This is a genomic window from Marseilla massiliensis (assembly GCF_023336985.1).
Taxonomy (GTDB): Bacteria; Bacteroidota; Bacteroidia; order Bacteroidales; family Bacteroidaceae; genus Prevotella; species Prevotella intestinigallinarum.
The window spans coordinates 195745-220969 of sequence record NZ_JAMBLP010000005.1 but is presented as its reverse complement, the minus strand read 5'-3'; the positions used below and the strand labels follow the sequence as shown (position 1 = coordinate 220969).

Here is a 25225-nt window from a genome sequence, read left to right as displayed (position 1 = left end):
AGGGTGCAAATGTGGCCCAGAATTTGTAACTTTGCACGCCAAAACATAAATTGAGATGAGCAGAAAGAAAAAACCATTCCCAATACTTGAAAATGTCACCATCACCGATGTGGCAGCCGAAGGCAAGTCGATGGCCCGCGTCAACGACCTTGTCGTGTTCGTGCCTTTCACCGTTCCGGGCGACATTGTTGACCTCCAGATAAAGAAAAAGAAACACAATTACTGCGAAGCAGAGGTGGCTCGTTTTGTGGAATACAGTCAGTTGCGCGCAAAGCCCATGTGCGAGCATTTCGGCGTATGTGGCGGATGCAAGTGGCAAAACCTGCCTTACGAGGAGCAGTTGCGGTTCAAGCAGAAGCAGGTTTTCGACCAGTTGTCGAGGATTGGGAAGGTTGAACTGCCCGAGTTCCGCCCCATCCTCGGCTCGGCCCAGACATCGGAGTATCGCAACAAACTTGAGTTTGGCTGTTCCAACAAGCGCTGGCTGACCAAAGAGCAGATTGCATCCGGATTCAAGTATGACAACATGAACGGCATTGGCTTCCACATCACCGGGGCGTTCGACAAAATACTGCCCATCGAGAAGTGCTGGCTGATGGACGACACCCACAACAAGATAAGGAATGAGATACGCGACTATGCCTTTGCCACAGGCATGTCGTTTTTCGACTTGCGCGCCCAGAAGGGACTGCTGCGCGACATCATCATCCGAAACTCAAGCTCGGGCGAATGGATGGTGATAGTCCAGTTCCACTACGATGAGCCGGGTGACGAAGAGCGCGCGCTGGCATTGCTCAAGCACATCGGCGACGCGTTCCCGCAGATAACGTCGCTCTTATATGTCAACAACCAGAAATGCAATGACACCATCGGCGACCAGGAGGTGATGGTGTATAAAGGCGAAGACCACATCATTGAGAAAATGGAAGACCTGAGGTTTAAGGTTGGCCCCAAGAGCTTTTACCAGACCAACACCGAACAGGCCTACCACCTTTACTGCGTGGCCCGCGACTTTGCCTCGCTCACGGGCAACGAACTGGTCTACGACCTGTATACCGGCACCGGAACTATAGCCAACTTCGTTGCAGGGCGTGCGCGCCAGGTCATCGGAATAGAATATGTGCCCGAAGCCATTGAGGACGCCAAGGTCAACTCCGGGCTTAACGGCATATCCAACACGTTGTTCTATGCAGGCGACATGAAGGACATTCTCACCGACGACTTTATATCTGCCCACGGCAAACCCGACGTGATAATAACCGACCCGCCTCGCGCAGGAATGCACCAGGACGTGGTCAACACCATTCTCAATGCAGCCCCCGACCGCATTGTATACGTCAGTTGCAACCCTGCCACACAGGCACGCGACCTCGGGTTGCTCGACGCAAGCTACAAGGTGGCTGCCGTGCAGCCGGTAGACATGTTTCCGCATACACCGCACGTAGAGAACGTGGTGCTGCTCAAGCGCCGTTGAGCGGCACCGGGGCGGGCATGCTGCGCATTGAATGTTTCAATATCACTAAATAATACATTATTATGAAAAAGACCTTTTGGGCCGTTGCTGTGCTTGCTTCGGCCTCGCTGGTTGCGCATGCCGGCAAAAGTGTTACGCCCATAGCCGACAAGCCAAAGTTCAGTGGATATATCATTGGACAGTACCAAGCCAATTTTCAGGAAAACAACAGCAATACCTTCAACATCCGAATGGCCCGCGTCTCGGTGGGAGGCCATCTGTTGGGTGAGTTTGAATACAAAGTACAGGGGCAAATAAACGGCAACACGTCAACTCTGGGCGAGAGTCCGCGCATCGTGGATTTGTTTGTGGAATGGCAACGATACGACTTCGCGCGAATCAAAATAGGCCAGTTTAAGCGTCCTTTCACGTTTGAAAACCCCATGCATCCTGTAGACCAAGGGTTCATGGGCTACTCGCAAAACGTGCAGCGGCTGTCGGGATTCAACGACCGCACGGGCGAACAGGCAAGCAACGGGCGCGACATCGGCATACAGCTGCAGGGCGATTTCCTGCCATGCGGCAACGGACGGAAGCTGTTGCACTATCAGGTTGGTGTGTTCAACGGGCAGGGCATTAACACCAAAGATGTAGACAACCGCAAGGATATAATAGGCGGCGTATGGGTGGCACCCGCAAAAGGGCTGCGCATTGGGGCGTTCGGCTGGGCCGGCTCGCACGCACGCAAGGGCCACTGGACCGACGGCGCCGGCAACGAGCACCAGGGCACGGTGAGCCTGGGGCAATACCGCTATGCCATAAGCGCCGAATACAAGGACGAAGACTGGCAGATACGCTCTGAATACATACACAGCACGGGCTACGGATTCAAGACCACAAAGCAAAGCGGAGACGATGCGGCTGACGCAACGGTCAACTATGCCCAGGGAAACAAGGCTGACGGTGTTTATGCGCTGTGCATAGCACCAATCATCAGGCAAAAACTGAGGGCCAAGGCGCGTTATGACATGTATAGAAAATCGGGAACGTGGGCCGACAGCCGCACGCAATATGAGGTTGGACTGAACTATCTGTTCTGCAAAAACCTTGAGTTGCAAGCCGAATACGCCTTCATCAACGACCGCAGCCTGGCCAAACACAATTACAGCATGCTCGACGTAGAACTCAGCGTTAGGTTCTGAAACACTGCGGGCAGGCCGTCTCAAACCGGTCAATATGCCGCTGAATGTTTGTCTACCTATATATTATGAGCAACAAAACGCTTGCATACCCCGCACGGCCTCTTGCTTGGTGGCATGCATCTCAGCTGTATGCAATGCAACAGAAATAGGCAACAACAAATCAGAATACCTATAGGCATGCCATCATTTGGGGGATTGACTGCTGGCTTGGGGCGATTTTCAGAGCGCAACCGCATGACCACCGAGCGAAAGGCATATGCCAATGGCTGTGCAATCCTGCCTTGATTACAACACAAGCATGCCAAAATCAACACAAAAAGACCGCACGCCGCTTCAGCAATACAGCTGTAAGTAGCATGCGGTCAATTGGTTATATGCAATCAACATTGTCGGCATCATACGACTGAAGCCTGCCTGATGTCTGGCAGTAACGCAGAAGCCGACCGACTGTAATCACCCAAAATCACGGCCGATGCACCTATGCTTGTGAGCACTACCGTGCAGGCCGCGAGGCCGACAGGCAAACTCTACAGGTCGACCCCTATAGACTTCATGGCCTTTTGGGCCATTTGCCTGAAGCCATCTCCCAAATCGGCAAACCTCAAGACGCTTGACCAGGCGGCCTTCTTAAGCACTACCGAGTCGCCTTGGATGGCTGCCAGCGCCTGGTCGATGAACTCGTTGGCACCACGCTCATTGGGTTCCTGCCCACGCATGAACAGTCGCGACAGTACATGGTAGCCGCAGATTTGGTACAACTCGCTTTCGGAGGCAATCCAGCGGTAAGCCTTTTCGGCAGCAAAAGGCAGGTGCTGGTATAGGTTCAACGATGCCTGCTCGGCTATCTCCACGTTGTCTGTCTGCTCCATCCATATATCAACAACCTCCGGCAATATCTCACCGGGAGGCATAATCAGCGTTGCCAGTATCTTACATTCCCTGACATTGTCTTTCCATAAAGCCAGTGCAAGGTCGTAGTCCTTGCCTATCTCGGCAGCCTTGGCCTTCAGGGCTGGCAATGAAACACCCCAATTAACGTGGTAGTCCAAGCCCTTGTCTCTCATCGACTGTGCCGCCACTCCATTCATCTGCAGCCTGAAAGATTGCTTTATCTCTTTCAGTCTGCTGTCAATATTGCTATTGTTATCCATCATTCTTTAATTTTAAAAAGCCCGACAATCCCTTCGGGCCAACCCGGCAAAGCGCCATCCGGCAAAGTGCCACGCCGTTGCCACACGCCAAGGGGCAGACCCCTATTGGCGGCAACAGCCGCACCTTGCCATGGCACAGAGTCAGATCAACGTTGAATACTCCTTGCTGTAACGCAGCATCTGGTGAACATAGCCCTCAGAGTAGTCGACTTCTATGTCTGTGATTTCACCATTGCCATTGCGCACGGGCCGCAGCACCGGGTTGATAAAGCCCTTGTATGGCGCAATGTTCAGTCCGGCGTAACGCTTGAGTACCTCGGCATGCACCTCGGGGTCAACCTTCACAGCATATGTTTCAACCAAATCCCTGGCGGCCTCGTAGTCGCCCTCGCTCTTTATCCGCTGAACCTCGGCCAGCAATTGCGCCACAAGGGCCCTGAGACCGTCATAGTCGAGTATCTCGACAAAGGTTTTGCCACCTCTGTCAACCAACCTGACGGCATCGCCTTTTGCCACGCACCAATTCGCAATCAGCGCCCTGTTGCGCATGTGGGCCTCCTCGATGCAAGCCCCGGGCTCTATGCGTACAAGCTGGGTAAGCAGCCCGTTCATCATGTAAGTGTAGTACTGAGACTTGTATGCGTCACGGTCTGGCAGCAGACCGAGGTCAACCATCTTGCTGTCGGCCATGTAATATAGCGCGAACAAGTCGGCCCTCGCCTCTTCAATCGTGTTGCCGTAAGCCTTAAGCGCATCAGGGTCGGTGCCGGGCAGCAGCCTGCCGCTTCCGTGGCCGAGGCACTCGTGCAGGTCGGTGTGCAGGTCGTCGCACAGGTCGCCATACTTGTCTATCAGCCCAAGCGTGTCTCTGTCGATGACAAACTCATCGTAGAAGCCGTTTCCTTTAGCCGCCTTGTTGTAAGCGTCGGTCAGGTTGCAAATGGTGACGCTCTTGCTTCCGTGCTGCGCCCTTATCCAATCGGCATTGGGAAGATTGATGCCTATGGCTGTCGACGGATATTCGTCGCCACCGAGCATTGCCGCACAGACAACGTTGGCAGTGACTCCCTTTACCTCGGGCTTGCGGAAACGGGCATCCACAGGCGAGTGGTCTTCAAACCACTGGGCATTCTCGCTGATGGTGCGGGTGCGCTTGGTGGCCTCTTCGTCCTTGTATTCCACAATACCTTCCCACGAGCCTTTTATTCCCAACGGGTCGCCATACACCTCTATAAAGCCGTTTATGAAATCAATCTTACCGTCGAGCGCCTCGACCCAAAGTATGGAATACTCGTCAAAGACATGTAAATCGCCAGTGCGGTAATACTCAATCAGCTTGTTTATCACATCTACCTGCTTCTGGTTTTCGGCCACCGACGAAGCCCGGCCAAGCCAATATGTTATGCGCTCAATAGCCGGTCCATAAAGTCCTCCTTCCGTCCAAGCCTCCTCATGCAGCCCCTCTGCGGTCTTGACCAGCTTGGTGTTGAGGCCGAACGACGGGGCGCAGTCACCGCAAGCGGCTTTCTTCGCCCTATAGAACTCCTCGGCCTCGGCCTGGGTGACGCCATCGTAGTAGTTGCAAGCAGACGTGGCCACGATGTCGACCCCGGGAGCCTTGTTTACCCTTTTGGCCAAGACATCCCTGTCGAACATCACCGGCACGAGCTCGTTGCACAGGTCATCAACAGTCATTCCGTTCTCGAGCGGCAACGACGACTTGTCCACGGCATTCATGGCTGCACGAAAATACTCCTTGCTGAAGCCCGGAACAAACTTATCGCAGCCATAATGATGGTATATGCCGTTGGAAAACCAAACGCGCATCAGGTACTCCTCGAGGGCGGCAAACTCCTTGTCGCCATGGTCTATGGCACCGTCGGTGTAGATGGCCTCGAGGGTTTTCCTTATCTTGAGGTTGTATTTGCCGAATTGGTCGAATGTGATGTCGCGCCCATAGAGCGTGGCCTGCGAAAGGCAATAGACATACTGCTTTTGGCGCAATGACAATCCATCAAAGCCATGCAGCCTGTACCTCAGCATCTGGATGTCCGCAAAGCGGATGTCAGAGTAATTGAAGCTATTGCCTGCCATTCAGTTCCCCCCCTCCGCTTTTTTGCTCTTTCGCGCAGCCTTGGCGGCCTTTGCGGCCTTGGCTTTCTCCGGATGCTGGGCAATGTGCTGCATCCTGTATGCACGCGGGGTCATCCTCATGATTTTATAGAACGACGCATAGAACGACTGACGGTTGGAAAAGCCCACCATGTCGCTCACGTCCTCCATCTTCAAGTCAAGGTATCGCTTGTCTACAAGTATGGCCATAGCCTCCTCAATGCGGAACTTGTTGATGAACGAAGAGTAATTCATGTGGAACCTCACGTTCATGACCGCAGAAATATAGCGAGTGTTTGTGCCAAGGTCTTCGGCTAGTTTCTTGGCAGAATAGTCCTTGTCTTTATACTTTTTCTGCAGCACTATGATGTTAAGTATCTTTTCCTTCATCTCGTCCATCAGCTGCGGGCTGACCAAATCACGGTAAGCGGCCTCTTTTTCTTTCTTTTCTGTGATATTATATTTTGCCATAACCTATTGATTTTAGTATTTTGCAAATATACGATTTTTTTTTGATAAGACGTCATTTGGCACCCGTCTATTTTTCATAAAAAAACATAACAGAAACGTTTGCGCGCCATGTTCCACAGCCACGGCAACAGCCTCACGCCCACCCCCGCCACATAAACACGAAGCGAACGGCCGTTGCCGCGTGAACGTCAGCCGCCTACGATATGCGCACAAATGCGGCAGCACCTACCGACGTGCACCCCGCGGCAAGGCCGCCCCACCCCAAACAACGTCTTTGGCAGTCAAAATTATCGTTAATTGGCATTCGGAAGGCACGTATGAAATATTCATACAAGCAACCTAATTTACCCACCCAAACACACTACCACACCCCATACAGACTACAAAAGAGGCCGTTTTGCACACTAAAACGAGCCGTATCATGCCTCAAAACAACACGTTTGACACGACAGAAACGCCCGTATTGCAACATGTTGCCTGTCAACGCATTACGCCGAACACGCCGAAAAGGAAATTATTTTTTACAAACGCCACGACAGCCACTGCCATTCAGGGCGATTGCCAAAGCCGCGCCATGCGCAAACAGCGCATTTTGTGACATAAAGCACGGCAAAACGCCGCAACAGTGTCGGCGGATTCGCATTTTCTTACAAGCTAAACAAGTGGCAAAGCAACCTTCCGAGCCATAAAGTCGGTGTTATAATTAATGTGTAAACCACTTAATATGTGGAATTTAAATCGCCGCCACCCGATTCTTGCCATTTTCACAAAAAAAGTCGTTATAAATTTCCTCATACCGCCAAAAATGAGTATATTTGCACTCCGAATAATCGGAGACGAATAAAATATCACAACATTAAACATAAAAGAAAGATGACAAAAGCTGATATAATCAACAAGATAGTTGAGGACACCGGTCTCGCCAAGCAGGATGTAGCCACGACAATAGAAGCTTTTATGGAAGAAGTGAGGCAGAGCCTTACCATACGCAAAGAAGATGTTTTCCTGCGGGGATTCGGTAGCTTTATCGTTAAGCACAGGGCACAGAAGACTGCCCGCAACATATCAAAGAACACGACCATCGTCATCGAGGCACACGACTACCCTGCATTCAAGCCGGCCAAGAGCTTTATTGCAAAGATGAAATAATCAACAATTTTACAAATAACATTTAAAAATATCAAGCTATGCCAAGCGGAAAGAAAAAGAAAGGCCACAAGATGGCTACGCACAAGCGTAAAAAAAGACTGAGAAAGAACAGGCACAAGAGCAAGTAAGCAATACAGCCTCTGAGGTTTGTTCAAAGATTTTAATGAGAGGAGTGTGTCAGAAAATCCATTCGGATTATGGCACACCCTTTCTGTTAAATTAGCAGGGAATCCGTGCATTTGTCCAAAAACAAACAATTAACCATCTCTTTTGTCTATTTTTACGGCAAATCGCGTAGTTTTTGTTGTGAAAAGACATAGGCACTGATTCCGTCGAAGAGAGAAACAGCGGTGCAAGGCAAATGGCCGTGCACCTTGTGAAACCAACGAAAGAAAACCGTTTAAAGTAATGACAAGCGAAGTTATCATTGACGTCCACCCCAAAGAGATATCAATAGCACTGCTCGAAGACAAAAGCCTCGTTGAATACCAGAACGAGACGCGGTCGGCTTCATTCTCTGTGGGCAACATCTACATGGCAAAGGTTAAGAAGCTTATGCCCGGTCTCAATGCCTGTTTCGTAGACGTCGGATTTGAACGGGATGCATTTTTGCACTATCTTGATTTGGGTTCTCAATTTAGCTCTTACGAGAAGTATCTCAAACAGGTACAAAGCGACAGAAAGAAACTTTATCCGATATCTAAGGCAACCCGCCTGCCCGAGCTGAAAAAAGACGGCAGCGTGCAAACGACACTTAAGGTTGGGCAAGAAGTGATGGTGCAGATCGTGAAAGAGCCCATCTCGACCAAAGGCCCGAGACTCACGTGCGAACTGAGCTTCGCAGGCAGGTACATGGTGCTGATACCATTCAACGATAAAGTCTCAGTATCTTCCAAAATCAAAAAAGGCGAAGAAAGAACACGCCTGAAGCAACTCATCCAAAGCATCAAGCCCAAGAACTTTGGCGTCATAGTGCGCACATCGGCAGAGGGCAAGAGGGTGGCCGAACTTGACAAAGAAATGAAAACACTGCTCAAGCGGTGGGAAGACACAATTACAAAAGTTCAAAAGAGCACAACAAGACCGCAAGTTGTCTACGAAGAGACCGGCAGGGTTGTAGCATTGCTTCGCGACTTATTCAACCCAACGTACGACGGTATATACGTCAACGACGAAGAGGTGTTCAACCAGGTGCGCGATTACGTGAAACTGATTGCCCCGGAGAAGGTAGACATCGTCAAGAGATATACCGGCCAGGTGCCCATTTTCGACAATTTCAACGTCACAAAGCAAATCAAGTCGGCATTCGGAAAGACAGTCAACTACAAGCGTGGTGCATACCTAATCATAGAGCACACCGAGGCACTGCACGTGGTTGACGTGAACAGCGGGAACAGAACGCGCTCTGAAAACGGCCAAGAGGCCAATGCCCTGGAGGTGAACCTTGGCGCTGCCGACGAGTTGGCTAGACAGTTGCGCCTACGCGACATGGGAGGCATCATAGTGGTTGACTTCATCGACATGAACCTCGCTGAAGACAGGCAAATGCTTTATGAGCGTATGTGCAAGAACATGCAGAAAGACAGGGCCAGGCACAACATCCTGCCATTGAGCAAATTCGGGCTTATGCAGATAACCCGACAGCGCGTGCGCCCGGCAATGGATGTCAACGTGGAAGAGACCTGCCCCACTTGTTTCGGCAAAGGAAAGATTAAGTCAAGCATCCTGTTTACAGACCAATTGGAGAGCAAGATTGACCGACTGGTAACAAAGATTGGAATCAAGAAGTTCAACCTGCATGTGCATCCGTATGTAGCGGCCTACATAAACCAAGGGCTTTTCTCGCTAAAACGGAAATGGCAGATGAAATACGGGCTTGGACTCAGCATCATCCCGTCGCAGAAACTGGCTTTCTTGCAATATGAATTCTATGACAAGAAGGGCAATTTCATCGACATGAAAGAGGAAATAGAAACCAAATGAACACAGTGGAGGCAGCCGTAAGGCGCCTCCACTCTTCATTTGTGCCACTGGCCCGCCAAGCGGAAACATTGCTAACCGCCGACAACGGAAGGCATTCACTGAACCACCTTGAAGCGGATGCGGAATGACTTGGACATCTCATCCCAATTGGTTCCGAGCATTTCAAAACGCCCTATCTGTGACGTTGAGCGCACGTGCTTGCCTATGCATGGGCACACATCGTAGTCGCCAATCCTTACCAGGCGTATGGTGTCAGACACATCAGCAGGCAACCTGTCGGCCTTGACATCGTCGGGAAGGCTGTCTTTGCTAACAAACTCATAGCTAACGGGCAAGTCTTCGGCTATCAATTCATTCATCCTGTCTTCAATTGCCTTCTCTTCCTTGCGCGAAGGCTTGTGGTCTAACACATAGCTTATCTTGCTCTTTTTGCGCTCTATGTGAGCGTTGCTCGACCTCTCACACCCAAACATGCGCACCATAGTCTGGTTCAACAGATGCTCGGCGGTATGCGCAGGCGGAAATTCCTCCTTGTTATGGCTGTTCAATACTATATCTTCGTTCATGCGGTTTAAGTTGATTCCATGTAATTACCGTCCGTTACGACATGCGTCAAAGCTACATGTGCAACGGCCTTTCGCTGTAAACGCCTGCAAATATAGCGAATAAATTTCATTCAATGCACATTTGCCAGGCATAATTCGCGACACGCCGAGCAAACGGCGGCAACACGGTGTATTTGTGACATGGCCAACACAATATTACCAACGATTCGTACGTTTAATTAGCAAATGAAGACAACGACCTCCAAACATACCATAGCTGTGCTCACCCTCATGCTGGTGGCCACACTCACCGCTTCTGCACAGAGCTTCACCCTGACCGGAAGGGTCGTGGACGAAGAGCAAAACCCCATAGAACTTGCCACCGTGTCGTGCCTGGAGCAAGGCAAGGTAGCGATGACCAACCTAAAGGGCGAGTTCAGCATAACGCTGGCTTCGGCAGACAGCGTAGTCGTTAAGTTCTCGATGATTGGCTACAATGCGCGCAAGCGCCTGTTCCGCAACCCGCGCGGAAAGCAGAGGATAGAAATCGTTTTGCCATCGATGGCCGCCCTGGGCGAGATTGTCGTCACCGAGAAGCGAAGGCAGACGACAGGCACCGAACGCCTTGACATAAAAGACATGAAGGGCTTGGCCACCGCAAGCGGCAACGCAGTGGAGGCCCTGATTCAGCAACAGGCCGGTGTTTCGACCCACAACGAGCTGTCATCACAATACAACGTACGTGGAGGAAGCTTCGACGAGAACTCTGTATATATAAATAATGTGGAAGTTTACCGCCCGCTTCTCATAAGGAGCGGACAGCAGGAAGGGCTGAGCGTGATAAACCCCGACATGGTGGAGTCGATTGGTTTCTCCACAGGAGGGTTTGAAGCAAAGTATGGCGACAAGATGTCGTCGGCATTGGACATAACGTACAAGCAACCGAAGAAGTTCGAGGCAAACATCTCAGCCTCGCTTCTCGGGGCAAGCGCCTATGTAGGCGTGGGCACCAAGAAGTTTTCGATGAGCCACGGAATACGCTACAAGACAAACCGTTACCTGCTTGGCTCGCTTGAGACCAACGGCGAATACAAGCCCAACTTCCTTGACTACCAGACCTATATCTGCTTCAGGCCAAACCAACGGTGGAGCATCGACTTCATAGGAAACATATCTGACAACCACTATAACTTTGTACCGACCGACCGCGAGACGTCGTTTGGCACGATGGAAGACGTGAAATCGTTCAGGGTCTACTTCGACGGTCAAGAGAAAGACGTGTTCAGGACACTCTTCGGGGCACTGACTATATCGCGCCAGTTTGGAGCCAACACAAAACTGTCACTGATTGCTTCGGCCTTCCGCACGAAGGAACAGGAGACCTACGACATACAAGGGCAATACTGGCTCGACGACACAGAAACGAGCGAAAACCTTGGTGTAGGCACCTACATGGAGCATGCACGCAACTACCTGACAGCCAACGTCGAGAGCTTCAAGCTCATGTTGAACCACAAAACAAAACGCCACACGATAGAAGGAGGCCTGACCTACAAGATAGAGCATGTCGAAGAGAACTCACGCGAATATGAAATGAGAGACTCAAGCGGCTATTCCATACCGCACACCGGCGACAGGCTCGACCTGATTTATACGCTCAACTCGCGCAACACGCTAAACAGCCACCGAATAGAGGGTTACATACAAGACACATACAAATTTACAAGCGGCGAGGAAAACTCAACGTTCTACACGCTCAACTACGGCATACGGTTCAGCAACTGGTCGTTCAACAGCGAAACAATTGTGTCGCCAAGGGCATCGCTGGCCATTATCCCCGCTTTCAACAACAACATGACATTCCGCCTTGCCACCGGCCTCTATTACCAAGCACCGTTCTTCAAAGAGCTAAGAGACACGACAAAGGTCAACGGGGTGACCGTGGTCACGCTCAACAACAGGATAAAAAGCCAGCGATCGCTGCATTTCGTGGCAGCATTCGACTATAGGTTCAAAATCAAGGAACGCCCGTATAAGTTTACGGCAGAGGCATATTACAAGGCACTGTCAAACATAATACCCTATAACGTGAACAACGTCAAGGTGACGTATTACGGCGAAAACATGGGCAGCGGATATGCGGCCGGGCTCGACCTGAAGCTTTACGGCGAGTTTGTGCCGGGCACAGACTCGTGGGTTACCTTCTCACTGATGAGCACAAAGCAAAAGATCAACGGCAAGCAGGTGCCAATGCCAACCGACCAAAGGTATGCTATAAACCTGCATTTCACCGATTACTTCCCCGGAACAGAGCGCTGGAAGATGACCCTAAGCCTGGCCTTCGCCGACGGATTGCCTTTCGGAGCGCCGCACAAGGGCCTGGAGTACCAAAACTTCAGGGCACCGGCATACAAGCGCGTAGACGTTGGACTGAGCTATCGCGCCTACGACAACGACGACAGAAAGAAGCACAGCATATTCAAAAACATCTGGCTCGGCGTCGATTGCCTTAACCTTTTCGGGATAAGCAACGTCAACTCTTACTATTGGGTGACTGACGTCACAAACCAGCAGTATGCCGTACCCAACTACCTAACAGGGCGCCAAATTAACGGCAGGGTAATATTTGAGTTCTGACAATGGCAGCATCATAATATCGTTAACACACAGGCATCGGTTTGCCCTGCCCTGGCGCCCACGCTGCCAGTCCGGTGCCAAGCCGTCATGCAGCCTGTGCCACTGATCATGAGCCACAGCAAATGGCCGGACTACAGGCGACATGAAATCCCTGGCACCTTCGGGCAAAATCATTTACAAACCACTCACGACAAGCAACGCTCCTGACTCTGCATTGCAAAACGGGCGCCGTTGCAACGCGGAACGGCCCGTTTGGGCCGCCCGCAAGGGCCGTTTTAGGCCCCCAAACGACATAGGCCGCCAACGGGCTGTACGTCAGCGGATTGCGGAAAAATCCGGAAAAAACAACAAAACCTTACACCCGACAAGGCTTTTCCGGCCATCCGAACAGCCGCCCGCAATGCCACAAATGCCACGGCAAGGGCGAAGCCAATTGACATGTGGCCATTGCATTTGAGAGCACACGGCACCACAGCACACACAACACCCGAAAACAGCCACTTCCCTTAACAATCTTTTCAATTTATAATTTTACAATCTTGATTATATTAACTATCTTTGCAATGGTATAAAGAAAAGAAGACTAAACCCTAACAAAATTACAGCATAATGAAAATCTCACACATTGAACATTTAGGCATAGCCGTCCAAAGCATCGAGGAGTCTCTGCCTTACTTTGAAAATGTATTGGGTCTGAAATGCTACAACATCGAAGAAGTGGCAGATCAGAAAGTGAAGACCGCATTCTTGAAATGCGGCGAGGTGAAGCTTGAGCTGCTGGAGCCAACGTCACCCGACAGCACCATACAAAAATGGCTTGACAAAGGCAACCACGGAGTACACCACGTAGCATTCTGCATCGAAGACGGCGTGGCTAATGCGCTGGCTGAATGTGATGAAAAAGGCATACGCCTCATCGACAAAGAGCCGCGCAAGGGAGCGGAGAACCTTAACATTGCGTTCCTGCACCCGAAGTCAACAGTGGGAATCCTGACCGAACTTTGTGAACATTAAAACATAGAGAGCAATGAGCAAACAATTGGAGAAGATAAAGCAGCTTATCGAGAATCGCGAGAAAGCACGCATGGGTGGCGGCGAGAAAGCCATCGAGAAACAGCACGCCCGTGGCAAGTACACAGCCCGTGAACGCATTGATATGCTGCTGGACGAAGGCAGCTTCGAAGAGTACGACATGTTCAAGCTCCACCGTTGCACCAACTTTGGAATGGAGAAGAAGCAGTATCTGGGCGACGGTGTGGTTACAGGCTCGGGAACAATAGACGGAAGGCTCGTGTTTGTATTCGCACAAGACTTCACTGTCAATGGCGGTTCTCTGTCTGAAACCATGGCACAGAAGATATGCAAGATCATGGACATGGCCATGAAGATGGGCGCCCCCGTCATCGGAATCAACGACTCCGGTGGAGCGCGCATCCAGGAAGGCATCTGCGCATTGGCAGGTTACGCCGAGATATTCGAGCGCAACATCCTGGCTTCGGGTGTGATACCGCAGATCAGCGGAATCTTCGGGCCTTGCGCCGGCGGCGCAGTGTACTCGCCTGCCCTCACCGACTTCACGCTTATGATGGAGAACACGTCATACATGTTCCTTACTGGCCCGAAGGTTGTAAAGACCGTAACAGGCGAGGACATCGACCAGGAGCACCTCGGAGGAGCAAGCGTGCACTCGACAAAGAGCGGCGTGACCCACTTCACGGCTGCCACCGAGGAAGAGGCCATGCAGATGATACGCACACTGCTTAGCTACATACCGTCGAACAACATGGAGGTGGCACCACGCAAAAAGTGTGAAGACCCCATCGACCGCCTGGAAGACTCGCTCAACGAAATCATCCCCGAGAACCCCAACGAGGCATACAACATGTACAAGGTAATCGGCGCAATTGTCGACGACGGCGAATTCTTCGAGGTACAGCCAAAGTTTGCCAAGAACATCATCGTGGGCTTTGCACGCTTCAATGGGCAAAGCGTGGGCATCGTTGCCAACCAGCCGTCATGCTATGCAGGCGTGCTCGACGTCAACGCCAGCCGCAAGGGTGCGCGCTTCGTGAGATTCTGCGACGCATTCAACATCCCAATCGTTTCGCTCGTCGACGTTCCCGGATTCCTGCCCGGCACCGGCCAGGAGTACAACGCCGTCATACTCCACGGTGCAAAGTTGCTCTATGCTTACGGCGAGGCTACCGTTCCAAAGATTACTGTCACCCTGCGCAAGAGCTATGGCGGCAGCCACATCGTGATGGGATGCAAGCAACTGCGCGCAGACATCAACTACGCTTGGCCGTCAGCAGAAATTGCCGTGATGGGCGCATCTGGCGCAGTAGCCGTATTGTGCGCCAAGGAGGCAAAGGACAAGAAAGCCGCCGGTGAAGACGTTCAGGCCTTCCTCGCGGAGAAAGAGGAGGAATACACCGAGATGTTTGCCAACCCATACCAGGCTGCCAAGTATGGCTACATCGACGACGTGATAGAGCCGCGCAACACCCGCTTCCGCATCTGCCGAGCCCTCGCACAGCTTTCAACCAAGCGCGAGAGCCTGCCTGCCAAGAAACATGGCAACATACCAATGTAAAAAAGCATAACGGGCCACAGGACTCGGTCGTGCACGAGGAAAAGACCTGTGCTGAAACAGACCGGATTCTGTGGCCAAAACATTGTAGATATGAAACAGGACAAAGAGGTTTTTGCTGCCATCTCTTTGGCGTTGCACGAGTTCATGGGCAACAACGTGCACGACCAGGAGTCTGGAAAAATAACGATTATTGAACATTTCACGGAATGGAACGGCCATGCTCTTACCATGACCGGCCAGCCAAAACCATAAGCCATAAGACATGAAAGAATACAAATATACTATCAACGGGAATAAATACGAGGTGAACATTGATGCCATAGAAGGCAACGTGGCTACTGTCATCGTCAACGGCGAAACGTACAAGGTGGAAATGGAGGAAGAAGCCAAGCCCGAAAAGCCCAAGGTAAAGGTCGCACCTGTGGCTGCACAAGCAACTGCAAGCCAGGAGGAGGCCGGCGGCGGCACAGTTAAGGCAAATTACCAGAATGCCGTAAAAGCCCCATTGCCAGGCGTCATCACTGAGATCAAGGTCGCTGTGGGCGATGAAATCAAGGCAGGCGACACTGTTGTTGTGCTCGAAGCCATGAAGATGGCCAACAACCTTGATGCCGAGAAGGGCGGAAAAGTTAGCGCTATATTGGTGCAGCCCGGCCAAAGCGTCATGGAAGGCGACGTATTGGTTGCCATCGAATAAGTTGACTATCTTACCCAAACGAAAATCCCGATTGCAGACATTGTCGTGCAATCGGGATTTTCCGTACAGGCCACAGGCAACTAAAGCCTGTTACCTTCTTTTGGAAACACTATCGTGGGCTTATACGACTTCGCTTCCTCAAAATCCATCAGGGCGTATGATATTATTATGCAAACATCACCAACCTGGACTTTGCGCGCAGCAGCACCGTTGAGGCAAATAGCCCCCGAACCACGCTCCCCTTTAATAATATATGTCTCAAACCGCTCACCGTTATTGTTATCGACAATCTGGACTTTCTCTCCCGCTATCATGCCGGCAGCATCCATGAGGTCTTCATCAATCGTGATGCTCCCCATATAGTTGAGATTGGCCTCGGTAACTGTAACGCAATGCAACTTGGACTTAAGAACCTCTATCATCATCTCTATTTATATTTTATGTGATCGATAAGCCTTACAGGGCGCTTTCCGCAATAAACGGTAATGCAACCAACAACGTGAGGAGCGTCATCCCACGAACTTACGTCCTGTAGGGTGTCGCCGTTGACAATCGAAAAATACTCGACATCCAACCCGTCGACAGAATTTATGCCATCCACTACATATTTGTGGGTCTCCTCCACCGTATGGCCCTTGGAATACTCTATGCTCTGCTTCAATTGCTTAAATATCTCCGGGGCAATCGAACGCTCATCTGCTGAAAGCAGCGAATTGCGGCTTGAACGGGCCAAACCGTCGGCATCACGCACAATCGGACACTCAACAATCGCCACATCCAGGCCGAGGCTTTTAACCATCGCCTTGACAACTGCTATTTGCTGCCAGTCTTTCTCACCGAAATATGCCCTTTGGGGGCGCACGATATAAAACAAACGGCTTACAACCTGGCACACGCCATTGAAGTGACCGGGACGATGGGCACCTTCCATCACCGTCGTTATAGGCGGGAATTCAAAATGACGCGTATCGGGCTGGGGATACATCTCTTCAACAGAGGGAGCAAAAACAATATCTGCCTCGCATGACTCCAACAACTTGCAATCCGCATCCAAATCGCGGGGATAGCTCTGCAAATCGTTCTTGTCGTTAAACTGTGTAGGATTAACAAACACAGAGACAACTGTAACGTCATTCTCCGAAACACACCGTCTCACCAGCGAAGCATGACCTTCATGGAGAGCCCCCATTGTTGGAACAAGGCCAACGGTCTTGCCTAGCTTGCGAACTGCGAAGAGTTCGTTTTGCAAATCCACATTCTTATGAAAAATTTTCATTTCTAACAACGTTTTAAACGCTATACTACAAATTCGCTGCAAAATAACAACTTTTTTGGCAAACTAAAAAAGAATACATGGAAAATATAGCCAAGAAAAGCCTTTTTTTCATAAAAGGCATTGCCTAATACTCAAATATCAAATAAATTTTGTATCTTTGCAGTTGATAAACAGATGAACAATGGCAAGAAAAATATTATTCATAAACCAGGAGATATCACCTTACGTACCTGACAGTGAGCTTTCGCTAATGGGAAGAGAGCTGCCACAGGCCATACAAGAGAAAGGCCATGAAATACGGACGTTCATGCCCAAATGGGGAAACATCAATGAGCGCCGGGGGCAGTTGCACGAGGTAATCCGCCTTTCGGGAATGAATCTTATTATCAATGACACAGATCATCCGCTGATAATTAAAGTCGCCTCCATACAATCGTCACGCATACAAGTCTACTTCATAGACAATGACGACTATTTCACAAAGCGTCAAATGGATGTCGATGAAACGGGGGAAGATTATCCTGACAATGGTGAAAGAGCCATATTCTTTGCTCGCGGGGTGCTCGAGACAGTGAAAAAACTGCGCTGGGTACCAGAAATCATTCATTGCCAAGGATGGATGGGGGCTGTTGTGCCATTCTATGTAAAGACAGCTTACAAAGAAGAGCCGTCGTTTGCCAATGCCAAGATAGTCACTTCACTCTTTTCGAAGGCACTGAAGAAGGACCTCGGACAGAACTTCAAGAAGTGCCTGGAGTTCAGGGATGCCAAAGCCGATTTGCTGGAAAAGTATGATGACAACTTTGGTTTTGAAGAACTGGGCAAACTTGCCATCGACTATTCTGACGGCATAATACAGGCCAGCGAAACTGTTTATCCGGGTTTGGTCGACTATGCAAAAAGTTGCAATGTGCCCCTTCTTGACTACCCCGGCGAGCAGTTTGCCGACCAATATGAGGCATTCTACGAAAGGATCTGTCAGGATTAACAAGCCAAATACACAAAAACGATACAGCTATTAGGGTTAATATCATCTAGAAAGAAGACCAAGATGAAAGCAAAGTTCCTGTTTGGGATAGCCATGTCAACACTGGCTTTCCTGTCATGTGATGATACAACAGACACATTGGGCAACTCGCTTACAAACGAAGCAGACCACTTTGAAATATTGACAGACACGTTTTTTGTCTCAACACGGTCTATTTTGGCAGACTCTGTGTTATCCAGAAACCAATACAGCTACCTTGGGCGCATTAAAGACCCGGAGACTGGGACGTATGTGACAAGCCACTATACCACCCAATTTGCCATTTTGGAGTCATTAGATGGTACCCCTTTCCTTCCGGAGAAAGACAGCATAATGAGCACGGAAGACGGTAATGTGATAGCCGACTCTTGCAGGTTGCAGATTTACTTTTACTCTTCCATCGGCGATTCTCTAAACTCCATGAAGTTGACAGCATTGGAAATGGAAAGGCCCGCAGAAGAGGGAACGATGTATTACTCTAATTTTGACCCAGAGGCAGCAGGCATGCTGAGAACCGACGCGAACGCAATCAGGAAGAACAAGATGTATACGACGCTTGACCTAAACCTCAGCGACAGCCTAAGAAACCTGATTACAGACAAAACGAACATGGAGTCTGTAACCATACCACTTAACGAAACGTATCGCGACAAATCGGGTAAAGCCTATAAGAATTACGGAACATACATCATGCAGAAGTATTATGAGAATCCTGAAAATTTCAGAAACTCTTATAACTTCATCCACAATGTTTGCCCGGGGTTCTACATCAAGTCAACCGACGGGCTCGGAGTGATGTCGGAAGTCTACCTCACAGAGCTTGTGTTCCACTACAAATACATGAGTGGCGACTCCGTCTATCAAGGCAGCACGCTTCTGTCGGGTACAGAAGAGGTGATGCAAACCACCCACATAGACAATGACCGGCAACGCTTGAGAGAGCTTGCATCAGACAATACATGCACACACATCAAAGCTCCGGCAGGCATTTTCACTGAAGTGACGCTGCCTGTAGATGAGATAAAGTACAATCATGAGAACGACACCATAAGCGGGGCGCGCATAGTATTCAGTTGCATGAACCAAACATCAGACGACGCTTTTGGCGTACCTGAGTATGTACTGATGCTTCCCAAGGACAGTTTGTACAGCTTCTTTGAGAATAAAAACGTTCCGAACAACAGCACCTCGTATATCGGAACATACAACAGCAGCCAGAATACATATACATTCAACAACATATCAAACCTGATAAGCAGGATGTATCAGGCAAAACAGAACAATGGGGTCACTGAAAATTGGAACAAAGTTGTGCTGGTGCCTGTATCAATAAGCACAACGAGTTCGTCGGGGAACACCTCTGCCTCTATTACAAACGTGTCAAACGAGATGTCGTTGAAGAGCGCAAGGCTTGTTGGCGGTTCGGCTAATCCACATGACCCGATAACAATCAGCGTGATATACAACAGAACAACGAAATAAGAAACATGGCAGACAACTTTCTTGAACGGCACAGAGAAGAGTACGAACTAAAGAAAGCGGCTTATCTCAGGAAAAAGAAGCATTTGCCAAAAATAAAGCATCATCTTCCGGAACGCCCGGAAGATGATGCTTTATGATTATCGATTATTTCACTATCTTATACCTTGCAAATTTTAAAAGCAACTGTTTGGTGCCAGAGTTTGTGAATTGTACGGTTGCCTTAAGATTCTCACCGCGTCCTTCCAACTGTATCACAGTGCCAATGCCAAAGCGTTGGTGCTCGATGACATTGCCAACGCTGATGCCGACATCTTCAGAAACCGGCGGAGCGGTCAGTTCGTCTATCTCTGCCTTTGTAACAGGTTTCAACCTCAACTTAGCCACTTTGAGCCTCTTCTCAAACTCTTCCGAAAATGGCGAAGGTGCATTTTCCTCACGCCGTGGAGGCACAGCACGGGGCATCGGGTCTGCCTTAAACTGTGAAGCCACAGGCCGTGGATTCTGCATCCATTCCGGTTTAGAGCCATAACTGCCAGATGCCTGTCCACCACCCCTGTAATACGCAGGAGAAGCAGGCGTTGAAATCTCATCTTTCTTTAGATATTCCGGGCTTATGTCCTGCAAGAATCGTGATGGAGTGCCATACTCTACCCTGCCATACCTGAACCTGTTCTGTGCACAAGTGAGGAAACAGCGTTTTTCGGCACGTGTCATGGCAACATATAGCAAACGACGTTCCTCCTCCAATTCCCTAAGACTTGAGCAACTCATTGGCGAAGGGAAGATGTTCTCTTCCAACCCAACAATGAAGACATTGGGAAATTCCAATCCCTTGGCACTGTGTATCGTCATAAGCGCAACGCGCTCCTTGTCGTCGCCATCACTGTCGCTGTCCAAATCGGTAAGCAAAGCAACCTCCTGCAAGAAGTCTGAAAGGTAAACATGCTCCCCGTCACCTTCCTCCCTCCTGCTTTCCACAAAGTCTTGCAGGCCGGCAAGAAACTCATACACATTCTCTTGACGTGCCAGATCTTCGGGTTCACGCTTCTCGTATATCTCCTTGCTGATGCCGCTCCCCTTTATTATATCCTGCCCGAGCTGATAAGCGTCGACCGACTGCATAACAGCCTGCCACGAGCTTATCATCGAGCAGAAAGCCTCAAGCTTGGCATAGGTGCCGCGATTGGCCTCCAGCCCAAACACAAGTGGTTGCGACGCAACGGTCCACAGGCTCAAAGCATGCTTGTTGGCTGTTGTGGCAATCTTAGACAGAGTAGTGCCGCCAATGCCACGTGAAGGGTAATTAATAATACGCCTGAAAGCCTCTTCGTCGTTCGGGTTGGCCACAAGCCTAAAATATGCAATGATGTCCTTTATCTCCTTGCGCTGATAGAAACTCAAGCCACCGAATACCCTGTAAGGCACATTGCTCTTGCGCAACTCTTCCTCAATGCTCCGGCTTTGCGAATTAGTACGGTACAAAATGGCAAAATCGCCAAATCCACATTTTTCCCTGCTCCTTATCCGCTTGATTTCCTTGCAAACAATGGCCGCCTCCTCACGGTCACTGTAAGCCTGCTTGAACACAACCTTCTCACCTCTCTCGTTGTCACTGAACACATTCTTGGGAATCTGCCTTGCATTGTGCCTGATCAGGCTGTTGGCAGCCTGGACAATCATTTGAGTGGAACGATAGTTCTGCTCAAGCTTGAAAAGCTTAGCGTTATCGTAAGCCTTAGTGAAGTTGAGAATGTTGTCAATGTTGGCCCCCCTGAACCCATAAATGCTCTGCGCATCGTCGCCAACGGCACATATACGCTGATGGTCACGCGTGAGTTGCATTACTATGGCTTGCTGTGCATAGTTGGTGTCTTGATACTCATCTACAAGCACATACCTGAAACGATCCACATACTTCTGCCTCACATCCTCATGCCGGGCAAACAGCAAATACGTATTAAGCAGCAGGTCGTCAAAATCCATGGCATTGGCTTGGCGGCAACGCTCAGCATAGCGCATGTACACGTCTTTCACGGCAGGCACCTTACGCTCTACATCCTCCCGCACGTGGATGCTGGAAGAGTAATCATGCGCAGTAAGGAGATTGTTTTTTGCCAGGCTTATTCGGTCGGCTACCGAAGAACTATTATATTGCTTCTCGTCAAGCCCCATTTCCTTGATTATCGTCTTTATTAACGACCTCGAGTCGCCTTGGTCATAAATCGTGAAATTATGGTCATAACCAATATGCGACACTTCTGTACGCAATATCCTTGAGAATATCGAGTGAAACGTGCCCATGCTAAGCAACCGCGCCTTGTCATGGCCAACAAGATTGCTGATTCGTTCTTTCATCTCTGTTGCAGCCTTGTTTGTAAAAGTCAGAGCCAAAATGTTCCAAGGCCTATATCCTGATTGCAACAGATATGCTATCTTATATGTCAGAACACGAGTCTTGCCCGAACCGGCGCCGGCTATCACAAGCTCGGCACCATCACAATACACGGCAGCTTCGCGCTGGCTGTCATTTAGTTGTCCTAATATATCTTCGTTCATTTGCGCAAAGTTACTCTAATTCGGGCACATTACAAAATTTTATGTTCACTTTAAGCATAAAGAGGCAACCACATAGCCAAACAGTTTGGCAGTGTCGACAAAAAACATGAAAAAAGACCCGACTATTCTGCATAGCAGACAACTGGCCTGCCTAAAGGAAAATGGCATAGCACTAAACAAAAAACGACAAATGAACAACAAAACACATCGGCCGAGATGGTTTACTCAGCACCACAGAGGCATTTTACAAAACGAGAAGAGGTGTTTCGCATCAGAAACACTACGAGATTGCCATCAAAACACTCAGCATCAAAGCCTTAAAAGGTGGCCATATCAATGAATTATCATTAGATATTGTGTTTCATCACAGATGTGCTAAATGGCAATAATCATCAGCCAGCACTAAGAATTTCTCTTGCGGAGAGAAGAGCATACATGCCAACACTCGCAGTTTTGAATAAATTGATGAGTACATTTCTTGCTGATTATCAGTTACAAAGATAGGCAATATTTTATAAATGGCAAAACATTTGTCGATTGTTTTGATAAAATCAATCATTAAAAACAAAACAATCATATTTAAAATATAGTGACACATATAGGGCATTATGCCGCATAGGCTTTAATTGTCTATTAATGTGAGGTCATTTTATCTCTTGTGTGTGATTCTGAGTTACAATATGTTAAGTATAAATTATTGGGCTATCATGTTTTGGTTTCATCAATGTCATACATGTTTATTCTGCGTAGATTTGTTGCATTGCTCTTCTCTCCGCAAGAGACAGTAACTTTATCGATTGTCATTGAAAATGACATATGTGTCTTATTGGCTGGAAAATGCCAATAAGTAGTCTCACAGCCATTCTGCGCAATCATGCTCACTGCGAACCCACTGAAGATTTGCGATAGGAATGAAGCGCCGACATTTGGCGGATGAATTTATATGAAAACCCTTTAAATATATATTAGCATACCTTTTATAATCCAAATTTCTATTATAAACTACAGTGGCGTTCGCAGTGATGCGCGCGCCATTTTGATTATAATCGCAATATCAAAGCATACAGACAATGCAAAGGCAAACATGCCATCCTGCCACGGCAATTAGACAATCAACCAGTCTTTGATAAGTGCTACGATGACGCTACCAAACCAATTACCGACTACCCAAATGTCGGTAATATCCATTGGCAATTGAGAAAATTGCCCACAAACAAACAAGCGTCATAGAGAAAGGCAGGCTGAACGCAACAAGACGATTCAATGGCAATACACCATACCCAACATGATAATATCAAAATTTTTCACCATTCGGACCCGAGTGCATAACCATCTGTGTGCCAAATACTTATGGCAGCAGGCCCACAGGGTTTCAATAACTATCGTTCCGGCCCATCAAACGAGCTGTTTCGTTGGCTCAAAACGCCCAAATCGAAGGCTAAAACAGTCCTGAACCAACACAACAATAGACATTGTAACATATTCTTACCATACAATTCATGCGCAATAACAACAATGGCACACCCACATTTTACGAAACAACAGAGCTCAGCCATAGAACAATAAAGTCTTGTCGACGCAAAGACAGACAATAGGCTTCACCGAAAGCGCATCTGGCAACAAAGAGACTAAATGCAAAGCAAGAAGCCCCTATAAGGCAGTGAGAGATTCATGAGCATAATGCAACTGTCGAAACAAATGCTCTGAAAGATCATGAGTGATTTTGACCCGATTATTACCCCTTGCTGATTATATGATAATAAAAATACATATACATGGAAATAGACTATTCATCCTGCTACGGCAAATCAGCTCTTGCATTCTATGGTCACATGACGAAAACAAAAGGCTGGCCTCAGAAACAATAGCACAGGATTATAGAAAAACAAAAAGGGAATCTCTCTTGAGATTCCCTTTTAATGCTAATTGTTAACCGTTCCTCCGACGATGTCCAGCAATTCGTTCGTAATTGCTTGCTGTCTGCTCTTGTTATATTGCAGATTGAGTTCGCGAAGCAACTCGTCAGCATTGTCTGTCGCCGTCTGCATGGCCACCATTCGTGCTGCATGCTCACTGGCATTGCTGTCTAATAAAGCTGTATATAACATCAGATGAGCCAGCTTTGGAATCAATTCTGTCAATATGGTATCCATGTCCGGCTCTACGATGAAGTTATCATTGAGCGGTTTAGCTTGCTCTGAAACAGAACTTCCTGAAGCATTGCCTTTCTTGCGCAAATACTCCTGTGCCTTTTTTGTCACTACATTAGATGACAAATCGCGCTCATGATCACGGTTCAACTCTGTAGACAGGTCTATCGGAAGATATGTCTTGCGGGTAAGTATTTGTGAACCGGCACTCTTGAAATGGTGATAAATCAATTCCACCTTGTCAATATCGCCGTCAACAAACCTCTTTCCGAGTTCTTGTGACAATTTGATGCAGTCTTTCACGTTGGGCTTGTCGGCAAGCAGCGAATAGTCGCCCTCAGTCTTCAGGCCAAGCTTGACACTCTTTTCCGCTACCTTACGCCCTATGGGATAGACCACTATATTGTCCAAACCTAAATGCCTATACTCGTCAACAACCTGCTGCATCAGCTTGATTACATTGGCATTGAAGCCACCACACAGGCTGCTGTTCGACGAGTATACCACAAGAGCCACCCGCTTGACTTTACGCTCCACGGTAAACACACTGTTGGCATCAGCCTCTGAGGCAAGGAATGTCTTGAGTATATGCTCCAACAGAGTCTCGTAGGGAAGCATGTTCTCAATCATCACCTGCGCATGATGCAACTTAGACGAAGCAACCATCTTCATGGCGCTTGTTATCTTGCGCGTGCTGTTGACTGAAGCAATCCGGGTCTTAATCTCTTTCAGTGAAGGCAT

21 protein-coding genes and 1 pseudogene are annotated in these 25225 nt (G+C 49.0%); 13 read left to right on the top strand and 9 right to left on the bottom strand.

Annotation, left to right across the window (positions count from 1 at the left end):
- Positions 1-55 precede the first annotated feature (55 nt).
- A complete protein-coding gene (gene rlmD, locus M3089_RS05985; protein WP_249082448.1) occupies positions 56-1474 on the top strand; it encodes a 23S rRNA (uracil(1939)-C(5))-methyltransferase RlmD in 1419 nt (472 codons plus the stop codon).
- 62 nt (positions 1475-1536) lie between these two features.
- A complete protein-coding gene (locus tag M3089_RS05980) occupies positions 1537-2655 on the top strand; it encodes a porin (RefSeq protein ID WP_205107830.1) in 1119 nt (372 codons plus the stop codon).
- A 527-nt stretch (positions 2656-3182) separates the two neighbouring features.
- Here the strand turns inward: M3089_RS05980 and M3089_RS05975 are convergent.
- From M3089_RS05975 to M3089_RS05965, 3 genes are all read right to left on the bottom strand, one after another.
- The gene (locus M3089_RS05975; protein ID WP_249082446.1) at positions 3183-3809 is read right to left on the bottom strand and encodes a DNA alkylation repair protein; all 627 of its coding nucleotides are present in this window, start codon (positions 3807-3809) and stop codon (positions 3183-3185) included.
- Positions 3810-3947: 138 nt separating this feature from the next.
- On the bottom strand, positions 3948-5900 hold the full coding sequence (locus M3089_RS05970; protein ID WP_249082443.1) for a dipeptidyl peptidase 3: 1953 nt from the start codon (positions 5898-5900) through the stop codon (positions 3948-3950).
- Entirely contained in the window at positions 5901-6389 is a 489-nt protein-coding gene (locus M3089_RS05965) for a helix-turn-helix domain-containing protein (RefSeq protein WP_249082441.1), read from the bottom strand.
- Between the two features lie 421 nt (positions 6390-6810).
- Here M3089_RS05965 and M3089_RS05960 point away from each other — a divergent pair, with 421 nt between their 5' ends.
- From M3089_RS05960 to M3089_RS05950, 3 genes are all read left to right on the top strand, one after another.
- A complete protein-coding gene (locus tag M3089_RS05960) occupies positions 6811-6987 on the top strand; it encodes a hypothetical protein (protein WP_249082438.1) in 177 nt (58 codons plus the stop codon).
- Positions 6988-7262: 275 nt separating this feature from the next.
- Entirely contained in the window at positions 7263-7538 is a 276-nt protein-coding gene (locus tag M3089_RS05955) for an HU family DNA-binding protein (RefSeq protein WP_205107825.1), read from the top strand.
- Between the two features lie 408 nt (positions 7539-7946).
- Positions 7947-9521, top strand: a complete 1575-nt coding sequence (locus M3089_RS05950) for an Rne/Rng family ribonuclease (protein ID WP_205107823.1) — start codon at positions 7947-7949, stop codon at positions 9519-9521.
- A gap of 95 nt (positions 9522-9616) precedes the next feature.
- Here M3089_RS05950 and M3089_RS05945 read toward each other — a convergent pair.
- Positions 9617-10078 (bottom strand): annotated as a pseudogene (locus M3089_RS05945) (alpha-amylase family glycosyl hydrolase); the annotation flags it as partial.
- Positions 10079-10357: 279 nt separating this feature from the next.
- Between M3089_RS05945 and M3089_RS05940 the strand changes: the two are divergent.
- The 5 genes from M3089_RS05940 to M3089_RS05920 all read left to right on the top strand — a co-directional run bounded on the left by M3089_RS05940 (position 10358) and on the right by M3089_RS05920 (position 15993).
- Positions 10358-12703 carry a TonB-dependent receptor gene (locus tag M3089_RS05940; RefSeq protein WP_394802255.1) on the top strand — a complete coding sequence of 782 codons (2346 nt, stop codon included), beginning with the start codon at positions 10358-10360 and terminating at the stop codon, positions 12701-12703.
- Positions 12704-13312: 609 nt separating this feature from the next.
- The gene (mce, locus tag M3089_RS05935; RefSeq protein ID WP_205107817.1) at positions 13313-13717 is read left to right on the top strand and encodes a methylmalonyl-CoA epimerase; all 405 of its coding nucleotides are present in this window, start codon (positions 13313-13315) and stop codon (positions 13715-13717) included.
- A 13-nt stretch (positions 13718-13730) separates the two neighbouring features.
- Positions 13731-15296 carry an acyl-CoA carboxylase subunit beta gene (locus tag M3089_RS05930; RefSeq protein ID WP_249082434.1) on the top strand — a complete coding sequence of 522 codons (1566 nt, stop codon included), beginning with the start codon at positions 13731-13733 and terminating at the stop codon, positions 15294-15296.
- Between the two features lie 90 nt (positions 15297-15386).
- On the top strand, positions 15387-15548 hold the full coding sequence (locus M3089_RS05925) for a hypothetical protein (protein WP_205107814.1): 162 nt from the start codon (positions 15387-15389) through the stop codon (positions 15546-15548).
- Between the two features lie 10 nt (positions 15549-15558).
- Entirely contained in the window at positions 15559-15993 is a 435-nt protein-coding gene (locus tag M3089_RS05920; protein WP_249082431.1) for a biotin/lipoyl-containing protein, read from the top strand.
- 80 nt (positions 15994-16073) lie between these two features.
- Here the strand turns inward: M3089_RS05920 and panD are convergent, their stop codons facing one another.
- Both panD and panC read right to left on the bottom strand, forming a co-directional pair.
- Positions 16074-16418, bottom strand: coding sequence for an aspartate 1-decarboxylase (gene panD / locus M3089_RS05915; protein ID WP_205107810.1), 345 nt, complete (start codon positions 16416-16418; stop codon positions 16074-16076).
- A 2-nt stretch (positions 16419-16420) separates the two neighbouring features.
- Entirely contained in the window at positions 16421-17269 is an 849-nt protein-coding gene (gene panC, locus M3089_RS05910; protein WP_249082428.1) for a pantoate--beta-alanine ligase, read from the bottom strand.
- A gap of 181 nt (positions 17270-17450) precedes the next feature.
- Here panC and M3089_RS05905 point away from each other — a divergent pair, with 181 nt between their 5' ends.
- The 3 genes from M3089_RS05905 to M3089_RS05895 all read left to right on the top strand — a co-directional run bounded on the left by M3089_RS05905 (position 17451) and on the right by M3089_RS05895 (position 19915).
- On the top strand, positions 17451-18257 hold the full coding sequence (locus M3089_RS05905; protein WP_249082425.1) for a glycogen/starch synthase: 807 nt from the start codon (positions 17451-17453) through the stop codon (positions 18255-18257).
- A gap of 63 nt (positions 18258-18320) precedes the next feature.
- Complete coding sequence (locus M3089_RS05900) at positions 18321-19778, top strand: DUF4270 domain-containing protein (protein WP_249082423.1); 1458 nt, start codon at positions 18321-18323, stop codon at positions 19776-19778.
- A gap of 5 nt (positions 19779-19783) precedes the next feature.
- The gene (locus M3089_RS05895; RefSeq protein WP_205107801.1) at positions 19784-19915 is read left to right on the top strand and encodes a dehydrogenase; all 132 of its coding nucleotides are present in this window, start codon (positions 19784-19786) and stop codon (positions 19913-19915) included.
- Positions 19916-19922: 7 nt separating this feature from the next.
- Here the strand turns inward: M3089_RS05895 and M3089_RS05890 are convergent, their stop codons facing one another.
- The 3 genes from M3089_RS05890 to M3089_RS05880 all read right to left on the bottom strand — a co-directional run bounded on the left by M3089_RS05890 (position 19923) and on the right by M3089_RS05880 (position 25225).
- Positions 19923-22334, bottom strand: coding sequence for an ATP-dependent helicase (locus M3089_RS05890; protein ID WP_249082419.1), 2412 nt, complete (start codon positions 22332-22334; stop codon positions 19923-19925).
- A gap of 364 nt (positions 22335-22698) precedes the next feature.
- Positions 22699-22893, bottom strand: coding sequence for a hypothetical protein (locus M3089_RS05885; protein ID WP_249082416.1), 195 nt, complete (start codon positions 22891-22893; stop codon positions 22699-22701).
- Positions 22894-24256: 1363 nt separating this feature from the next.
- On the bottom strand, positions 24257-25225 hold the full coding sequence (locus M3089_RS05880; protein ID WP_205107797.1) for a F0F1 ATP synthase subunit gamma: 969 nt from the start codon (positions 25223-25225) through the stop codon (positions 24257-24259).